Source organism: Rhodococcus sp. 06-1460-1B, from assembly GCF_002258475.1.
GTDB lineage: Bacteria > Actinomycetota > Actinomycetes > Mycobacteriales > Mycobacteriaceae > Rhodococcoides > Rhodococcoides fascians.
On the sequence record NZ_NOYS01000019.1, the window covers coordinates 320,291 to 336,574 of the forward strand.

Here is a 16,284-nt window from a genome sequence, read left to right on the forward strand (position 1 = left end):
CGGCACTACTGACCGGTGACATCCAGAGCGGCACCGACGATCGAATCGGTGTCGATGTGATGATGCTTGTACACCTCGTCCAGAGAGCCCACCTGACCGAAGTTGCTGACGCCCAATGACGTCGACGCCACGCGGTTCACGTTCGCGAGGAAGGCCAGGGTGTGCGGATGGCCGTCGAGGACGGTCACCATCGGTGTCGCCCGATCGGCCGGCAACAGCTGATCGAGAATCCACGACTCCGCGTCGCCGTGTCCCTGTCGAGCCTGGACGGCTTGATAGAGCTGGCCCGGACTCGTGATGCACAGGACGTCCGCAAGAATGCCGATGCGTTCCAATCGTGCTGCGGCGTCGAGAGCTTCGGGCATGAGCGCACCCATCGCCGCGATCGTGACGGTGGCACCGTCACGTCGGACGAGCGGGTAGCCGCCGGCCACCACCTGCTTGCGCCTGCGTTCGCGGGCCGCCGGATCGCTGGGCACGTCGGCCAACGTCTGATCGACCGGCCGGGTAGACAGGCGCAGGTACGCCGAGGTGCCGTCGGGACGACCCAACTTGGCGATACTGGCGAGCAACGTCCACTCGACGTCGATGGCGAACGCCGGCTCGTACGAGATGCACCCGGGCTGCTCCAGACCGATCGATGGAGTCTTGATCGACTGGTGCGCACCACCTTCCGCAGCCAACGTGACACCCGACGGCGTACCGACCAGAATCGACTGACCGCCCGCGTAGATGCCGTACGACCACGGTTCGAGGGCGCGTTCGACGAACGGGTCGTACATCACCCCGATGGGGAACAACGGCTCTCCCCACCGACTCCACGTTGCACCCAGCTCGCCCATCAATCCGACCAGATTGGTCTCTGCGATACCGAGTTCCATGTGTTGACCGGTAGGACCCTCACGCCAGTGCATGATGGTTTCGGCATCGTCACCGAACCAATCGTGCCGCTCCGACGACGACCAGACACCGACCTTGTTGACCCAACCGCCGAGATTGGTGGTGGAGCTGACGTCGGGACTGACCGTCACGACGCGTCGAGCCGCATCCGGAGCCTCACGCGTCAGGTCGATGAGGGTGCGGCCGAGCGCGGCCTGCGTCGTGGCCGTGCCCTTGGGAGTACGGCCGATGTCGGTGGGAACTGCCGGCGGTGCCGAGACGGGCACCGGTTCGCGGCGCAGCCGTTCGGCAACATCGGCGCACAACTGCCCGGCCACTGTGGCGTCGTCGAAGCGGCCCCACGGCGAACCGACGTCGGTGCCGAGAGTATCTGCCAGAGCTGCATATTCGTCGACAGTCAGCAGAGACGAATGGTTCTGCGGATGCCCCTGAGTGGGGAGGCCGAAGCCTTTGACCGTGTAGGCGATGATGACCGTGGGCCGGGTGTCGTCGATCTGCGCGTAGGCCTCGCGCAGCGCGTCGAGATCATGGCCGCCGAGATTGCGAATCGACTCGGTGAGAATCAGATCGTCGAGGTCACCGATGAGCGCGGTGATCGCCGCGGCATCGGAACCGTTGCCGGGCAGTCGATCACGCAATTCGGACGCCGAGCACCGCAACAGCCGCTGATACTCGGGATTGGGCATGTCGAGGATGCGACGCCGCAAGGCGTCGCCCCCGGTACGCGCGAACAGGTTCTCGAGCAGCCGACCGAACCGCACGGTGATGACCTGCCAGCCTGCCGCGTCGAACATCTTCTCGAGGCGACGCGCCGCGATGTTCGGCACCACTCGGTCGAGGGACTGCCGGTTGAGGTCGACGATCCAGACGATCTCGCCCAACTCACCGATGCCCGGATCGATGACGGCTTCCCACACGGCACCCTCGTCGAGCTCGGCGTCTCCGACGAGCGAATACTGCCGTCCGCGAAACCCACTCGAGGTGTCTGCGGAAAATGCGGAGTCGACGAAGCGGCGCGACATAGCGCCCCAAATAGGTGCCGTCGCACCGATACCCACCGATCCCGTCGAGTAGTCGACGGTATCGGGATCCTTGGCGCGCGACGGGTAGGACTGCAGACCACCGTACGAGCGCAGCGTCGTCAAATACTTCTCGTCCAGCTCACCGAGAAGGTAGTTGATGGCGTGCAGCACCGGCGACGCGTGCGGCTTGACCGACACTCGGTCGCCCGCTTCGAGCTGCTCGAACCACAGCGAGGTCATGATGGTGACCATCGACGCGCACGACGCCTGATGACCGCCCACTTTGAGACCCGTCGGATTGGGCCGGATTCGGTTGGCGTGGTGGATCATCGACGTCGACAACCACAGCACCCGCTCGGAAATGTCGTGCAGGGTTTCGCGCCCCCCGGTGACCGCGTCTCCGTCGGTCGAATTGCCGGTGGTCGAGCTGAGGCTGGTCATGGCGAGCACTCCTGAAATAGGCGACGAAAGATTGCATCGAGTGGAAGTGGCGGGACCGGATGGGTCCCGTCACTCCATGAGGCAAGCGTTCGGATTGCGAAGCGCCGAGTCAGTCGCGTCTGTGATGCAACCGGCGTCAGTCGACCAGAACCCGGCGGGCTGCGCAATAGTAGTCTTCGGTATTGAGCAATCTGCGCAATTTTCGGAATCGGCCTTTGCAGTTTCTGGTCGACCTGATCACCGCGGCCCGGCCCCTCGGCGAGTCGCGGAATCGACCACGGCCTCGAATGCGTCGACGATCAGCGCGACCGACTCGTCCAGATCGAGATCCGCCGTCTCGAAGAAGGCATCGGCGGTTCGATCGAGAAAGCCGGTCCACCCCGAAATCGCGACAGCGACCAGTGGTGGCAACGGATCCGGGAGTTCGGCCAGGGCTGCGACCTGACGCTCGCCCTCGGCCCGAGCCTGCCAGAGGGCGCTCTCGACGCCTGCCTCGCCGAATTCCTCCTCGCGCACCACCCGCAGGTAGAGCGCGCGGTGATCCCGCAGAAACTCGATGTGCCGTCGGACGAATCCTTCCAGCCGAGCTCGGACGGTCCGCTCCTCGGACTGCGGCCCCTGCGCGTCGGACAATTTGCCCAGAACGTCGGCCAGTGCGGCCTGCACCAGGCCCTGCTTGTCGGTGAAGTAGTAAAAGAGCAACCCGTGCGCCACACCCGCTCTGCGCGAGATCGCCGCCGCGCTGATGTCTGCGCTGGCACCTTCGGAGATCATCTCGATCGCGGCGTCGATCAACGCCTGACGGCGATCGCGACGTGGGCGGGCGCGCCGCGACTGCTCTGCATCGTCGACGTCGTTCGAAGGCACCGTCCGAGACTAATGCAGATCGAGGCGGCTTTTGCGTCGGCCCCTTGCGTTATGTGCAGATCCTCTGCAATATATGCAACCGAGCCGGAGTTGCCGCGCTCACCATCGAGGAGGTGCGATGATCACAGTGACCAGTGCCGCAGGCGGGATCGGACGGTTGCTCGTCCGGCAGCTAACTGCGCAGAAGATGCCCGTCCGCGCTGTCGTGAAGAACGACAGCCAGGCTGCGACCACCCGTCGAGACGGGGCAACCGAGATCGTCGTGGGCGATCTGAGGTCGCCCGACACGCTCGACAGAGCCCTGGCCGGGGCCGACGCGCTCTATCACGCGGCTCCGACCCAGGTCATCGACGAAAGACCGATCATCGAGCACCTGATCGCGACGACGCCGGCAACTGGGTTGCAGCACATCGTGTTTCACTCCGTCATCCATCCAGACCTGCATCAGCTGACACACCATCACCAGAAGGACATCGCCGAGGGTCTGCTCCGCGACAGCGGAATCCCCACCACGGCGCTCAGGCCGTCGCACTACATGCAGAACTATCTGGAAGTGTGGGAGTTCCTGCAGGCAGGCGTCATGCCGTACCCGGTGTCGCCGGACAGCGTCATGGGGGTCGTCGATCTCGCCGACGTCGCCGAGGCCGCGGCGAACGTACTGATCGACCCGCCGCCGCACACCGGCCGCACCTACGACCTGTCCACGGTCGAACTCACCCGACACCAGATGGCCGAGATCTGGTCGCGCGTGCTGGGGCATCCGGTTACCGCCATCCGAATCCCGCCCTCGTCGCTGACCAACTCGCTCGATGTACTACCCGCACTCCCCACTGTCATCGGTCACGCTGTGCGATCGACGAAACTGAATGCGCTCGGGCACCTCGTTCGCGGCGCGCAGGCCGCTTCGAACCCCCGCGACATGAAGAATTGGCTGGAAGACGCACGTCAGGCGTACCGCACGATGATGACCCATTACGACGGCCATGGTCTGCCCGCGGGAGACCTGACGGTTCTTCCGACCCTGCTCGGACGAGAACCCACCTCGTACGAGGAGTTCGCCCGTCGCTCGGCCGCTGAGCTCGGGCGCTCGGACCGATGAGCCGCACAGCAGGTCGATACAGTCCGGGCCGCTCGCTGGTCACCGGCGCGAGTTCCGGAATCGGTGCCGAGTTCGCGCGTGTGCTGGCTGCCCGCGGCTCCGATCTGGTGCTCGTCGCCCGACGGGAAGATCGTCTGACAGCGCTGGCGGACGAGCTCGAATCGACCTACGGTGTGCGCTGCCGAACAGTGCCCTGGGACCTGTCGGAGGAGGCCAGTGGTCGGCGGCTCCGCGCCGCCGTTCCCGAGCGCATCGACCTCATCGTCAACAACGCAGGATTTGCGGTCCAAGGACCGTTCGTCGACGGCGACGCAGACGACTTCGAGCGACTCGTCGCCGTCGACATCCGCGCGGTCGTGGACATCTGCTCGGCGTTCCTGCCGGACATGATCGCCCGCACAGCAGGCACCATCGTCAATGTGGCCAGCACGACGGCATTCCAACCTGTCCCGACTCTTGCCGTGTATGCGGCCGCCAAAGCCTTCGTGCTGAGCTTCAGCCAGTCGCTGTGGTACGAAGCAGCGCAACACGGAGTCAGAGTGTTCGCACTCAACCCCGGCCCCACCCACACCGAATTCTTCGACGTCATAGGCGATGCGGCCACAGCCACCGGTACCTACCAGACACCGACCGACGTCGTCGCCACCGCCATGAAGGCACTAGACGCCAAACGGTCACGGCCACATGTTGTTTCGGGTCGCCGCAATGCTCTGCAGGCGGCGACGGCGGGTATCGTCCCCGCACGAGTTCTACTCCCGGCCCTCGCACGAATGCTGCACTAGACTGTCACGATCATGGCCAGGGTCTCGAGATTCACACTCGCCGATCGCCGAGAGGCGGTGGCACGGGCATTCGGGGGTTCCGAAAGCCCGACAGCCGTAGCCACGGACTTGGGCATCCACATCACCACGCTGTACCGCTGGGCCGGGTCGTCCACCACTGACGAACCCGGGCCCGCACCGACACGCCTCATCGAGGCCACCCAGGAGCTGCTTCGGCACGCCGACTACGCAGACATCACGATCGAAAGTGTCGCTGCGCAATGCGGTCTGGCACCCCGAACGGCCTTCCACCACTTCCCCAACAAACGCCAACTCTTTCAGGCCGCCGTCGACGACGCCGCCACCGTTCTGATCGAACGCATCCGTGAACGGTCTGCGGACGCCGGCTGGCCGAGCACCCCACTCGAGCAGCTGCAGACATTTCTGCGAATAGCTGCCGAGAGCATCTACGAGACACCGCGCACGCACGTGCTGTTCCGCAATCTCGGAGTCCCCAAATCCGAAGGCACAGCTGAGCGTTGGCACGACAGCTTCGTCGATGCCATCACCGAACTACTCCGCGCCGCTGCCGAAGCAGGGCAGATCGACAGTGCCACAGACCTCCCCGCCTCAGCCCGACTGCTCACCGGTGCCATGCGCGGCATCCACACAGCGGTGTTCGACGGTGCCGACGCCGACACGGCTCTGACCCTCGTCGGCCGCGTTCACCTTCTGATCCCGCCTGCGCGGCGCGACGCGACCGACTACGACGTCACTGTCGGCCCTGACGCAGCGCAGCGGTGACCGACGCGAACATGGTCGTCTTGATGGCTCCGATGGTGGCTTTGTCCTTACCGGCAATTGCCGAGAGCCGCTCCAGCGCAGCATCGATCACCGAGTCCTCGGCCGCTACGCCGTCGACGAGACCTGCAGTGAGGGCCTCCGCGCTCCCGTACCGATGTCCCGTGGTCATTGCGACCATGGCCGTCTGCGGAGAGAGCTTCGCCTGAATCAGAGCGGACATGCCGGGAGTGAAAGGGATGTTGATATCCGCTTCCGGAAAGCAGTAGTAGCCACGATCCTCGCGCATGAAGCGGTAGTCATGGGCAATGGCGAACATCGCTCCGGCACCGAAACTGTGCCCGTTGACCGCCGCGGCGGTGGGTATCGAAAACGTGAGTATTCGGGCGAACAGCGTCTGCACTCGATCGACGTACCAATCGGCGCGATCACCATGGGCCATCAGCCAGTCGAGGTCCAGTCCGTTGGAGTAGAACTTGCCCGCTCCTACCGTGATCAGCCCGCGCGCCGACCGCTCTATCTGGTCCAAGTGGGCGTCGACCGCATCGAGCCAGTCCGGTGAGAATCGATTCTCGTCCGAGCCGAGCGTCAAAATCGCTATGTCACCGCGAATTTCTAGCGTAGGAGTCATCGTGAGCTACCTTTCGAGGGTGCCGAGGCTATGAAGACTTCGGCGGTGGAGGGGGCGGAGGAAGAGTGAGGACGCCGCGCACGGCGGCAGCGAGTCGTTCGCGCACCGATGCGTCTGGCGCACGGCGACCCCGCAGGAGCAACGCGGCAGGGAGCTCGACGGTGCAATCCTTGATCACGGCTACGGCCGTGCGATCCGCTCGGTTCCACATCTCGGTCGACAACCGCACGAACAACTCGACGAGCGTCGAATCGAGCATACGAAGGTCGTCGGCAAGCGCGTCCGGAATATCGTTCGAGCCCAACAACTCTCGACGCGACACAATCATGAGAAACTGTCCGGCCGTCGGATGATCGAGTAGAAAGCGCGCCGGCGCATCCGCAGCAGCCACTATTGCGTCCACCGCGGTGCCCGTCGCCAATGCGTCGTCCACGGACCCTCGCTGCACGGTGAGCATGCGCTGCGCGCCGCGCAACCACACTCGGCCGAGGAGTCCGGCCCGCGACCCGAACGCGTGGTAGATCGCCCCGTTGGACACCGAGGTCAGCTCAGACAACGCGCGAATGGTGACCGCGGCCGGGCCCGACTCGACGGCCAACGCCTCGGCCACATCCAGTAGGTGGTCGAGATCGTGCACGCGTGGGCGGGGCATGACGTGACCGTAACAGAGCAACTGCTCTGTTACAACGACACGCTCGGCACCGCACCCATTCCGGATTTTCGACTGACCATCAGTCAATTTATTGACTGACAGTCAAACTGCACTTAATCTGGATCACACTCCGATCGCGACGAAAGGTCGATTCATGAGCGCAACGCACGATGCACCGACGATCGAGACGCAACGGGTCGCGCCCGACTACATCGCGCATTGGGTCGTCAAATCTGCGCGAACCGAGGAGATGGTGCGCTGGTACGGCACCGTGTTCGGGGCCGAGATCGCCTACCAGGACGACGAGATCACGTTCTTGACCTGGGACGACGAGTCGCATCGACTCGCAATCATCGCAGTACCCAAGCCGGTGAAGTTCCTGTTCCCCTTCGCCAAGCTGCGGCGCAAGGCCTACGGCATCGATCACATCGCCCTGACGTTCCGATCGCTGGAACGACTGCTGGAGAACTACGTGCGGCTCAAGCGCCAGGGCATCCTCCCGGTGTGGTCCATCAACCACGGACCCACGATCTCGCTGTACTACGAGGACCCCGACGGCATTCGGCTCGAGTTCCAAGTGGAGAACTTCGACCCCGACCACACCGCTGCCTTCTTCTTCACCGAGGAATTCGCGCGCAATCCCATCGGCGTCAACATCGACCCCGACTACCTCCTCAGCCGACTCCGCAACGGAGCGACCCACGAGGAACTGCGGCAGCGTGAGGCCGGAACCAGGCCCGGCCGGCCGGTGATCGCCAACAAGAAGACCATCACACCGAAAACTTTGTGACCGATTGCTAGGGGGGGGATCGAAAGCTATGCCCATCAACATCATTCGAACCACGGACGGCTGGTGGCGTCTCGACGGCGACCAGGCCGTCAGGATCGACACCACTGCGCAGACCACCCGTGAGCTACTGGCCGACCGGTCGGCTATCGACGCCGCGTCGGGGGTCGGGACGAACGTCGCCGAGCTCCGGCTCGTCTCGCCCATCACCGCACCCTGCCGAGTGGTGGCGCAGTTGCTGAACTACCGATCCCATGCGATCGACGCCGGTTCGGACCCGAAAACCCTGCAGCCGACGTTCTTTCGTAAGTCGTCCGCGTCGATCAGTGGCCCGAACGATCCCATTCGGCAACCGCCGGAGGTAGCCCTGCTGGACTACGAGATCGAGCTGGGTGTGGTGGTCGGTGCCGATATCCCCATCGGGACAACCGTCACCGACGACAACCTCGCGTCCTACGTGGCCGGCTTCGTCGTGGCCAACGACGTGTCGGCTCGTGAGATCCAGTTGACGAAAGTGCAGGTGTACGAGAGCAAGTCGTATCCCACCTTCACTCCACTCGGCCCTCGGCTGGTGCTGCTCGACAACGATGAGCTGCGACGACTGCCCGAGCTACGCATGACACTGGCGGTCAACGGGGAGATCCGTCAGGACCAGACCGTCGGCGACGACCTCATCACGCCGCCCGCCGAGGCCTTCACCAGACTGGCCCGTTTTCAGAACATGACCGCAGGCGACGTCCTGTTGACCGGAACTCCGATCGGCACGGCAATCTCCGCACCGCCCAAAGCGATCCAGAAGATCGGTGAACTCATCCCGCCTGCGCTGAAGTGGAAGTTCTTCTTCGCACGCCAAGCCAAGAACCCGAAGTACCTTTCGGTCGACGACGTCGTCACTGCCACCATTCGCACTCCGGACGGGTCGATCGACCTGGGGACCCAGGAAACCGTCGTCCGATGAGCACTCCCGTCGTCATCATCGGTGCCGGCCCGGCGGGTACCACTGCAGCGCTTCTGCTGGCGCGCAGGGGCATTCGAACGGTATTGCTCGAGCGTCGAACCAGTCCCTTGTTCCATCCGGCGGCTCACGTCATCAATGCTCGGACGCTGGAGATCTGGAACGAGTACAGCCCCGAACTGGCCAAGTCGATAGCGGCGATGTCGCCTCCGCACGAACAGGTCAATCTGATCAGCTGGTACGGCGACCTGGCCGGTGACGCCATCGGGTCGATCGATCTGCTGTCCGATCCCGAACGCAAAGCCATCGTGGAAAGCCAGAGCCCGTACATGGTGTCGCACATCGGCCAGCACATTCTGATGCCCGTGCTGTGGGACGCCGTGGACGCCGAACCGCTGATCGAAGTTCGCCGCGGAGTCTCCGTCGAATCGGTCGAATCGAACTCCGGTAACGCGCGCGTCGCCTTCCGCACCCTCACGGGTGACGCCGCCGAAGTACGTGCGCCGTACGTCCTCGCCTGCGACGGTGCCAACAGCGCGACCCGCGACGCAGCAGGGATATCGCTGACCGGACCGGTACTCGCCAACATGGGCAGTGCGTTCTTCACGTCAAACACACTGTTTCCCGACGACGCGCGTCCGCTGTTGAGTTGGATCTACACCCCGGACCTGTGCGGAGTGCTCATCTCGCACGCCGACCACCGCTACATCCTGATGACGGCCTATCTGCACCCAGCGCAGGAGATCGCCAGGAACGGCCGCCGATTCTGGGAGAAGACGCTACCGAAGGCGTTGGGTACGAACGACTTCACGCTCGAATCGACGGGCACGTGGGTGATGACGTCACAGACGGCCGACACCTTCCGCCACGATCGGCTGCTATTGCTGGGCGATGCCGCTCACCGCTTTCCGCACACCGGCGGCTTCGGGCTCAATTCGGGAGTGCAGGATGCCCACAACCTCGCTTGGAAGCTCGATGCCGTGCTCTCTGGTGCGGCAGGCCCGGAGCTGCTGGACACTTACGACACCGAGCGCCGCCCGGTGGTGGAGAAATTCGCCGAACAGAGCGTGGCCAACCACTTCCGCATGGACGACATCGGCAAGCGCGTCGGGATCACCAACGCCATGCTGGCCAAGGCAACTCAGGCGATGGGGCGGGCACCACTGAACAAGATCCCGGGCCGACTGATCGCGCCCATCGCAGCCGCAGCAACCCGCAAACAGATGAGTCGGTCACGAAGCCTGCGCCCGGACGTCCCCGGGTCGGCGGAACTGCGTGCCCAAATCGCAGCCGCGATTCCACTGCAGTTGGAGCATTTCGTCTCCACCGGCCTGCAATTCGGCTACCTCTACGACAGTCCACTGATCGCCCAGGACGCGTCGACGAAACCCGTGGAAGATGTTGTCGATTACGTGCCCACCACGTACCCCGGTGCGCGATTGCCGCACGCGCTCGTCTCGGTCGACGGGCAACTGGTCTCGCCGCACGACGTGTTGGACCCGAACATGTTGACGCTGTTCACCTTCGATGGTTCTGCATGGGAGCCGGTGGTGGAGAGTATGCATGATGCACGCCCGGGTATGTCGCTCGTCGTGCTGGACGCACCCGTCGGCGTCGATCGGAACGAACTGATATCGCTGTACGAGGTAGGTGAGTCCGGAGCAGTCCTCGTCCGACCCGACGGTCACGTCGCCTGGCGTACCAACGATTCGGGGAGTTCGCTGTCCGACTTCCTCGAAACGCATTGGCGGAGGTACTACGCCGAGACCGTGTGACAGGCAGAGAGTTGTCAGGACCGGGAATCGATGCCAGATCGATTGCCGTTACCGAGGATTGTGGCCACTGCGGCGTTTACCGAGACACTCGAGTCCAGTATCGACACCGATTCGAGGCACCCCGCGACAAGGTGGATCAGCATCTCGACGACCGCGTCGATCTCGAAGGCGCTCTCGTCTTCCAGCCATCTGACCGTGGTCTCGTCGATGGCAGCGACGGCGGCCCGCCCGGCCATAGCGATCGCAGTATTGTGCGGATCGAGACCGAGCAGCATCGCCCCGGCTGTGAGAACGCCGGCCCGAGCTTCCTCGAACACCTGCCACGCCTCCGGATCGGCCCCTCGTCCGCCCAGCACCATGCGGAGCGCCAGGCCCCGATGAATGCGGAGGTACGTGAGATGAGCTTTCAGTGCCGCACGCAACTGCACGTCCGGTTCCGCATCCGGGAGATCGACGAACGACTGGGACAACCCGTCGGCCGTCGCACGCATGGCCTCGAGATAGATGCCCCGCTTGTTACCGAAGTAGTGAAACAAGAGGCCGTGCGCGACATCGGCGGCCTCGACTATCTCGGTGACACCGACCTTGTCGTAAGGGTTCTCGGCGAAGAGGGCAACCGCGGTGTCGATCAACCGTCGACGAGTCTCCGCCGCCTGCGCAGAGCGCGCCTGCTTTCTCGACGAGGCCTCCGGCACTGTAGATCCCATCTCATCGCGTCGGCTCACGGCACCTCCGTGAAACACTGACGAGCTTAGGCCATCGGCCCGGGCACGACGCGCGTCGACGTATAGGGCTTCATCATGGGCGGTCTCGATTCAGATAATCGGAGTGATGTGGTCGTGCAGTTCGACCCCCAGCAGCGCCTTGCCGTAGGTCTCGATCGACACTCGCGGCAGCATCACCGCATGTCGTGCTCCGACATTCGAGTCACGCCAGATACGTTGCAGCGCATTGACATCTGCGAATGCTCCCGCTCCGGTGGCGTCCAACAGAATGTTCAACGCCTCGTTGATGCTGCGCAGTGCTGTTGCCGCGTCCCCGCGCACCCGTGCGCGTGAAAGCAGATTCGGATATTCGGCTGCGTCGGCCCACCGCATCACGTCGTCGGCGGCGCGATAGGCGTGCAGATGGGCGGTGTCTATCTTCATCGCGGCCTCGGCAACCATCATCTGGAAGGCGACCGAATCGGCTTGGCGGTCGAACACCGTGTAGGCCAAGGACTTCTCTGCCGCTTTGGTTCGTACCAATTCCAAAGCAGCTCGGCCCATTCCGAGCTGTGGACCCACCAGAACCATCACCAGCATCGGCCCGAACGCGGACCGCGCGAAGGCCGAATCCGAGCGTTCGGCGACATACGATCCGCTGAAAGCCCCCATCATCGACAGCATCCTATGCTCGGGCACGAACACATCTTCGGCCACGACGGTGTTGCTGCCGGAGGCTCGCATGCCCGCCACGTACCAGGTGTCGTCGACGCGATAGTCGCTACGAGGGATCAGCGCCATGCCCTGATCCATCACCGATCCGTCTTCGTCCTCGATCACCACACCGCCCGTGCACCACGTCGAGTGCAGGCTCGCCGACGCGTACGGCCACTGACCACTGACCCGATACCCACCCTCGACCGGCTTCGCGACGGCCGTGGGCGACACGACGCCCGAAATGATGACGTCGGGCCCATCGGCATACACCTCCGCCTGCGCCTGCTCGGAGAACAAACCCAGCGCCCAATGGTTGACGTTGGACAACGTGGTTACCCAGGACGCGCCGCCATCACCTTCGGCAACAGCGGCAGAGACGTCGAGCATCGTGCGTAGGCCGGCTTCGAGTCCACCGAACCGGGTCGGTGCCGCGACCCGAAATGCGCCCGCTCGCCGGAGGGCGTCGACGGTGTCGTCGGAGAGCCGACGGGCTCTCTCGTTCTCGGAGGCACCCTTCTTCAGTTCGGGCAGCAACGCGCCCACATTGGCCAACACGGCTGCGCCGGTGTCGATGGGGTGGTTCTCGAGAACGGGCGGATTTGTGGCGGCAGTCATGGTGTTCCCTTCGATTCGGCCCCGAGTCACTGAGGCGGCAGGAGATCTGAGTCACCCGACCGTACGAGCCGATTGACTCGAAGTCAATATTGACATCAAGTCAATAAAAGTGCCTAATCGTCAGGAACATCCGCCATCGAAGGGACCGTGATGAGTACGACGACCACCATGAACCGAGACATCGCCGCCTCGCCCGAGAAGGTCTGGGACACCGTCTCGGACGTCACCACGTTCGAGCACTGGCATGCCTTGCACGTCGGGTGGGAGGAACTGCCACCGCAGACCATCGCGGTCGGGGCGGTGATGGTCGAAAAGATCAAGGTTGCGGCATTGATCGACACCATCACCTTCGAGGTGAAAGCATTCGACCCGCCGCACGAAATCATCTTCGACGGCAAAGGATCGACCGGCTCGAAAATTCACATGCGCGTGAGATGCCAAGCGTCAGGCGAGAATACGACCGTCACCATCGACCTCGTCGTCTCCAGCCCGTTGCTGGTCGGGCCCATCGGCAAAGCGCTACAGGGGACATTCAAGAAGCGGCTCGGAGAAACCCTCGATGGACTCTCGACCTATGTCACACAGCCCTGACGCGGCGATGGACCGTCGACCGCCGTGATCGGAGCCTGATTCCCACCGTCACGACGGCGACGATCGCTGCGGCAAATACGGCCGTCCATCCGGCCGTGGCGTTCGTCAACTCGCCGCCGAGACGCCCCTGCGCCAGCCATCCCAGTCCCCACACAATGGCGAGCATCGGAGCGATCGCTCCGTTCGAGTAACGCGCCAGAGTCACCCCGACCAGTGCTGCGACGGCGAGTACGACGACTGCCCAGACCGTTGCGCCACCGGTGACTCCGAGATCGACCAGCCACGCCGAGATGTTGGCGACGGTGGCCACGCACACCCACCCGAGATAGAGACCCATCGTGCCGTCGGTGATCACCGCGTCGACCACGGATTCCGGGCGCTGCTGTTGCAGGAGTACGAAGACTCGCACGAGAGCGGCCAACAGCGCGACGATGACCACCACGCTGAGCCACACCTGCCCGAACTGAATCGCGAGAATCCACGCCGGATTGAGCAACATCGACGCGATGACCGGTGCCCGCAAGGCGTCATGACGTGCAGTTCGACCGGGTAGGAACTGCCAGACGGCATAGACGACGAGACCGGTGTAGATCACCGACCAGATCGAGAACGCGGGACCAGCGGGAGCCACCAGCGTCGACGTGGCACTGAGCGCCCCGCCGGCCGCCTCGGCAATGGGCGTCCCGATCCACGCGCCGGAGCCGAGAAACGACACCACAACCGCAACGACCGCACTGACAACGACGCCAATCCTCATGGCTGCGATAGTCCCCGAAAAACAGAAGCGACAAACCCTGAACTGCGATGCCGGTGATTCGATGTTGGCATTGTCCTGATGTCGACCGACGTCTGGTAGACACGCGATATGCCCGCATCCATTGCCCTGTCGTCTCGTCGAGTCTTCGCAGCTGCGTGCGGGCTCACGCTGTTGACGGCCGTCGGATGCAGTTCGTCGCCCGCTGCGCCCGACTCACCCGCGCCCGCAACGACGTCTGCAGCACAGTCGCCGTACGAGCTGACGGGCACTCCGGGGACGCTGCTCGAATCGGAGGATTTCGGGTCCCGGTCAGCCACACTCACTGCGACGGGCGCGACCGTCTATCGCTTCGTGTACGAATCGACATCCGGTGTCGATGATTCTGCGACTGCGGTCTCCGGCGTCGCCGCTGTCCCGCCCGGCACACCTCCCGCAGGTGGATGGCCGATCGTCGTCTACGGCCACGGCACCACCGGCGTACAAGCCGACTGCGGACCGTCCCTCTACCCCGACCTACTCGGATTGGACTCCACGGTCGAGGCTTTCACCGAACTCGGCTACGTCACGGTGCTACCCGACTATCAAGGACTCGGCAGCGGAGACGGCACCCACCCGTACCTGGAGCCGCGCACTGCGGGCCACAACATGATCGACGCGGCTCGCGCCGTCCACAACGCCCTGCCCGAGACCTCTGCTCGGTGGGCGGCCGTCGGACTGTCACAGGGCGGGCAAGCTGCTTGGGCTGCAAACGAATTGAACTCCAGCTATGGGGAGGGGCTGGAACTGATCGCCTCGGTCTCACTGTCCCCGCCCACGGATCTGACACCGCTTGCGCGTGCCGCCAAGGACGGCACCCTGACCACACCGCAGAAAGGGCTGCTGCCGTACCTGCTCTACGGGGCGCAACAGGTCGATCCCACCCTCGACCCTCGGGACTACAGCGGCACGGTGGCCCAGACCAACGCAGAACTGCTACTCGCGTGCCAGGGCACGAACACCGCAACCAAGGAGCGCGCGGTCAGCGAGATGGCACCGACGGAGTTCGCGCCGAGATCCCCCGAGGCAGAACAAAAGTTTTTCGAGCTGATCGGCCGCTATACCCTCCCGCAGGTACGAACCACCGCGCCGATGTTCGTCGCCTACGGTGCGCGCGACGACATCGTGCTACCGCAGTGGACGGCCGACGCCGTCCGCGCAGCGTGTGCGCTCGGCGATCGGGTTGTCGCTCAGGAACAACCAGAGCAGGGACACAACGTGAGCGACGACGAGGCCATGCAATTCCTCGCCGCCGAATTCGCCGGTGCATCGGTTCCCAGCACGTGCTGACCAACGAAAGGATTCTTCGGTGAACGAGAGGATCGCACGCTACACCCATGACGGACTCGAGTTCGACGTCCTCGACCAGGGACCTCTGGACGGACCGATTGTGTTGCTGCTGCACGGCTTTCCCGAACGTGCCGCGTCGTGGTCCGCCGTGATGAACGAGCTGAACGAGGCGGGGTTCCGAACAATCGCGCCCGATCAACGCGGGTACTCGCCGGGTGCCCGACCCAAACGCCGACGCGACTATCGCGTCGGTGCGCTCGTCGACGACGTCGTGGCCCTCATCGACGAAATCGGTGCCCCGGTGCATCTGGTCGGCCACGACTGGGGAGCGATGATCGCGTGGGTCACCGCAGGCCGACGCCCCGATCTGGTGTCGTCGCTGACGGCATTCTCCGTCCCGCATCCCGGGTCGTTCATGACGGCTCTGCTCACCTCACGACAAATTCTGCACTCCTGGTACTTCGCATTCTTCCAACTGCCGGTGCTCCCCGAGAAATGGATGACACGGCCTGGCCAGAGGGCCGAAAAGTGGTATGAGAAAAGCGGTATGAATGCGGACGACCTGGAGCGCACGCGCACGGACGTCGTCGACTACGGCGCACTTCCCTTCGCTGTCACTTGGTATCGCGGACTGCCGTTCTCCAACCCTGGTATCGGCCGTCTGCGCATCACAGTCCCGACATCGATGGTGTGGAGTGACGGCGACACCTTCATCGGCCGCTCGGCCATCGAACGCGCACAACAGTACGTCGATGCCCGCTACACCCTGACTGTGCTTGCCGGAGTGACACATTGGATCCCGACTCAGGCACCGACCGAAGCCGCGCAGGCAATCATCGCCAACGCCTCATAGATGCCTGCGGCAGTGGTGCGGTCATGTGCC

Annotated in this window: 16 protein-coding genes; 9 read left to right on the forward strand and 7 right to left on the reverse strand. The window is 64.0% G+C overall.

Features of this window, described 5'->3' with window-relative positions:
- Positions 1-5: 5 nt before the first annotated feature.
- On the reverse strand, positions 6-2,363 hold the full coding sequence (locus CH268_RS09715; RefSeq protein WP_094663856.1) for a transketolase-like TK C-terminal-containing protein: 2,358 nt from the start codon (positions 2,361-2,363) through the stop codon (positions 6-8).
- Positions 2,364-2,600: 237 nt separating this feature from the next.
- Positions 2,601-3,230, reverse strand: a complete 630-nt coding sequence (locus CH268_RS09720; protein WP_094663603.1) for a TetR/AcrR family transcriptional regulator — start codon at positions 3,228-3,230, stop codon at positions 2,601-2,603.
- Between the two features lie 118 nt (positions 3,231-3,348).
- On the opposite strand from CH268_RS09720, the gene CH268_RS09725 reads away from it, so the two are divergent.
- The 3 genes from CH268_RS09725 to CH268_RS09735 are packed head-to-tail and all read left to right on the forward strand — an operon-like array spanning position 3,349 to position 5,894.
- Positions 3,349-4,329, forward strand: a complete 981-nt coding sequence (locus tag CH268_RS09725) for an SDR family oxidoreductase (protein WP_094663605.1) — start codon at positions 3,349-3,351, stop codon at positions 4,327-4,329.
- A complete protein-coding gene (locus CH268_RS09730) occupies positions 4,326-5,111 on the forward strand; it encodes an SDR family NAD(P)-dependent oxidoreductase (protein WP_094663607.1) in 786 nt (261 codons plus the stop codon). The genes CH268_RS09725 and CH268_RS09730 overlap by 4 nt, the downstream gene beginning before the upstream one ends.
- Positions 5,112-5,123: 12 nt before the next feature.
- Positions 5,124-5,894: a TetR family transcriptional regulator gene (locus CH268_RS09735; RefSeq protein WP_094663609.1), complete on the forward strand. Its 771-nt coding sequence runs from the start codon at positions 5,124-5,126 to the stop codon at positions 5,892-5,894.
- On the opposite strand, the gene CH268_RS09740 is transcribed toward CH268_RS09735, so the two are convergent.
- Together CH268_RS09740 and CH268_RS09745 are read right to left on the reverse strand one after the other, a co-directional pair.
- Positions 5,863-6,522 carry an enoyl-CoA hydratase/isomerase family protein gene (locus tag CH268_RS09740; protein ID WP_032387644.1) on the reverse strand — a complete coding sequence of 220 codons (660 nt, stop codon included), beginning with the start codon at positions 6,520-6,522 and terminating at the stop codon, positions 5,863-5,865. The genes CH268_RS09735 and CH268_RS09740 overlap by 32 nt on opposite strands.
- A gap of 28 nt (positions 6,523-6,550) precedes the next feature.
- On the reverse strand, positions 6,551-7,174 hold the full coding sequence (locus tag CH268_RS09745) for a TetR/AcrR family transcriptional regulator (protein ID WP_072692027.1): 624 nt from the start codon (positions 7,172-7,174) through the stop codon (positions 6,551-6,553).
- A gap of 154 nt (positions 7,175-7,328) precedes the next feature.
- Between CH268_RS09745 and CH268_RS09750 the strand changes: the two genes are divergently transcribed.
- From CH268_RS09750 to CH268_RS09760, 3 genes are read left to right on the forward strand one after another with little or no spacing between them, the layout of a single operon-like run.
- Positions 7,329-7,964 carry a VOC family protein gene (locus CH268_RS09750; RefSeq protein ID WP_032367048.1) on the forward strand — a complete coding sequence of 212 codons (636 nt, stop codon included), beginning with the start codon at positions 7,329-7,331 and terminating at the stop codon, positions 7,962-7,964.
- A gap of 28 nt (positions 7,965-7,992) precedes the next feature.
- Complete coding sequence (locus CH268_RS09755; protein WP_094663611.1) at positions 7,993-8,919, forward strand: fumarylacetoacetate hydrolase family protein; 927 nt, start codon at positions 7,993-7,995, stop codon at positions 8,917-8,919.
- Positions 8,916-10,691 carry an FAD-dependent monooxygenase gene (locus CH268_RS09760; RefSeq protein WP_094663613.1) on the forward strand — a complete coding sequence of 592 codons (1,776 nt, stop codon included), beginning with the start codon at positions 8,916-8,918 and terminating at the stop codon, positions 10,689-10,691. Before CH268_RS09755 ends, CH268_RS09760 begins: the two co-directional genes overlap by 4 nt.
- Positions 10,692-10,705: 14 nt before the next feature.
- On the opposite strand, the gene CH268_RS09765 is transcribed toward CH268_RS09760, so the two are convergent.
- Both CH268_RS09765 and CH268_RS09770 read right to left on the reverse strand, forming a co-directional pair.
- Positions 10,706-11,416, reverse strand: a complete 711-nt coding sequence (locus CH268_RS09765) for a TetR/AcrR family transcriptional regulator (RefSeq protein ID WP_141215122.1) — start codon at positions 11,414-11,416, stop codon at positions 10,706-10,708.
- Between the two features lie 90 nt (positions 11,417-11,506).
- Complete coding sequence (locus tag CH268_RS09770) at positions 11,507-12,727, reverse strand: oxidoreductase (RefSeq protein WP_094663617.1); 1,221 nt, start codon at positions 12,725-12,727, stop codon at positions 11,507-11,509.
- A 150-nt stretch (positions 12,728-12,877) separates the two neighbouring features.
- Between CH268_RS09770 and CH268_RS09775 the strand changes: the two genes are divergently transcribed.
- Positions 12,878-13,318 (forward strand): type II toxin-antitoxin system Rv0910 family toxin, encoded by a 441-nt coding sequence (locus tag CH268_RS09775; RefSeq protein WP_094663619.1) that lies wholly within the window; start codon positions 12,878-12,880, stop codon positions 13,316-13,318.
- Here CH268_RS09775 and CH268_RS09780 read toward each other — a convergent pair.
- A complete protein-coding gene (locus tag CH268_RS09780; RefSeq protein WP_094663621.1) occupies positions 13,305-14,075 on the reverse strand; it encodes a TspO/MBR family protein in 771 nt (256 codons plus the stop codon). The genes CH268_RS09775 and CH268_RS09780 overlap by 14 nt on opposite strands.
- Positions 14,076-14,183: 108 nt before the next feature.
- Here CH268_RS09780 and CH268_RS09785 point away from each other — a divergent pair, with 108 nt between their 5' ends.
- Positions 14,184-15,401 carry a lipase family protein gene (locus tag CH268_RS09785; RefSeq protein WP_094663623.1) on the forward strand — a complete coding sequence of 406 codons (1,218 nt, stop codon included), beginning with the start codon at positions 14,184-14,186 and terminating at the stop codon, positions 15,399-15,401.
- Positions 15,402-15,420: 19 nt separating this feature from the next.
- Positions 15,421-16,254, forward strand: coding sequence for an alpha/beta fold hydrolase (locus CH268_RS09790; protein ID WP_094663625.1), 834 nt, complete (start codon positions 15,421-15,423; stop codon positions 16,252-16,254).
- Positions 16,255-16,284: the final 30 nt, after the last annotated feature.

Excerpts from the sequence above, each read along its gene's own strand:
- CH268_RS09715 (WP_094663856.1), bottom strand. The coding sequence starts at position 2,363 with ATGACCAGCCTCAGCTCGACCACCGGCAATTCGACCGACGGAGACGCG.
- CH268_RS09725 (WP_094663605.1), top strand. The coding sequence starts at position 3,349 with ATGATCACAGTGACCAGTGCCGCAGGCGGGATCGGACGGTTGCTCGTC.
- CH268_RS09730 (WP_094663607.1), top strand. The coding sequence starts at position 4,326 with ATGAGCCGCACAGCAGGTCGATACAGTCCGGGCCGCTCGCTGGTCACC.
- CH268_RS09735 (WP_094663609.1), top strand. The coding sequence starts at position 5,124 with ATGGCCAGGGTCTCGAGATTCACACTCGCCGATCGCCGAGAGGCGGTG.
- CH268_RS09740 (WP_032387644.1), bottom strand. The coding sequence starts at position 6,522 with ATGACTCCTACGCTAGAAATTCGCGGTGACATAGCGATTTTGACGCTC.
- CH268_RS09745 (WP_072692027.1), bottom strand. The coding sequence starts at position 7,174 with ATGCCCCGCCCACGCGTGCACGATCTCGACCACCTACTGGATGTGGCC.
- CH268_RS09750 (WP_032367048.1), top strand. The coding sequence starts at position 7,329 with ATGAGCGCAACGCACGATGCACCGACGATCGAGACGCAACGGGTCGCG.
- CH268_RS09755 (WP_094663611.1), top strand. The coding sequence starts at position 7,993 with ATGCCCATCAACATCATTCGAACCACGGACGGCTGGTGGCGTCTCGAC.
- CH268_RS09760 (WP_094663613.1), top strand. The coding sequence starts at position 8,916 with ATGAGCACTCCCGTCGTCATCATCGGTGCCGGCCCGGCGGGTACCACT.
- CH268_RS09770 (WP_094663617.1), bottom strand. The coding sequence starts at position 12,727 with ATGACTGCCGCCACAAATCCGCCCGTTCTCGAGAACCACCCCATCGAC.
- CH268_RS09775 (WP_094663619.1), top strand. The coding sequence starts at position 12,878 with ATGAGTACGACGACCACCATGAACCGAGACATCGCCGCCTCGCCCGAG.
- CH268_RS09780 (WP_094663621.1), bottom strand. The coding sequence starts at position 14,075 with ATGAGGATTGGCGTCGTTGTCAGTGCGGTCGTTGCGGTTGTGGTGTCG.
- CH268_RS09785 (WP_094663623.1), top strand. The coding sequence starts at position 14,184 with ATGCCCGCATCCATTGCCCTGTCGTCTCGTCGAGTCTTCGCAGCTGCG.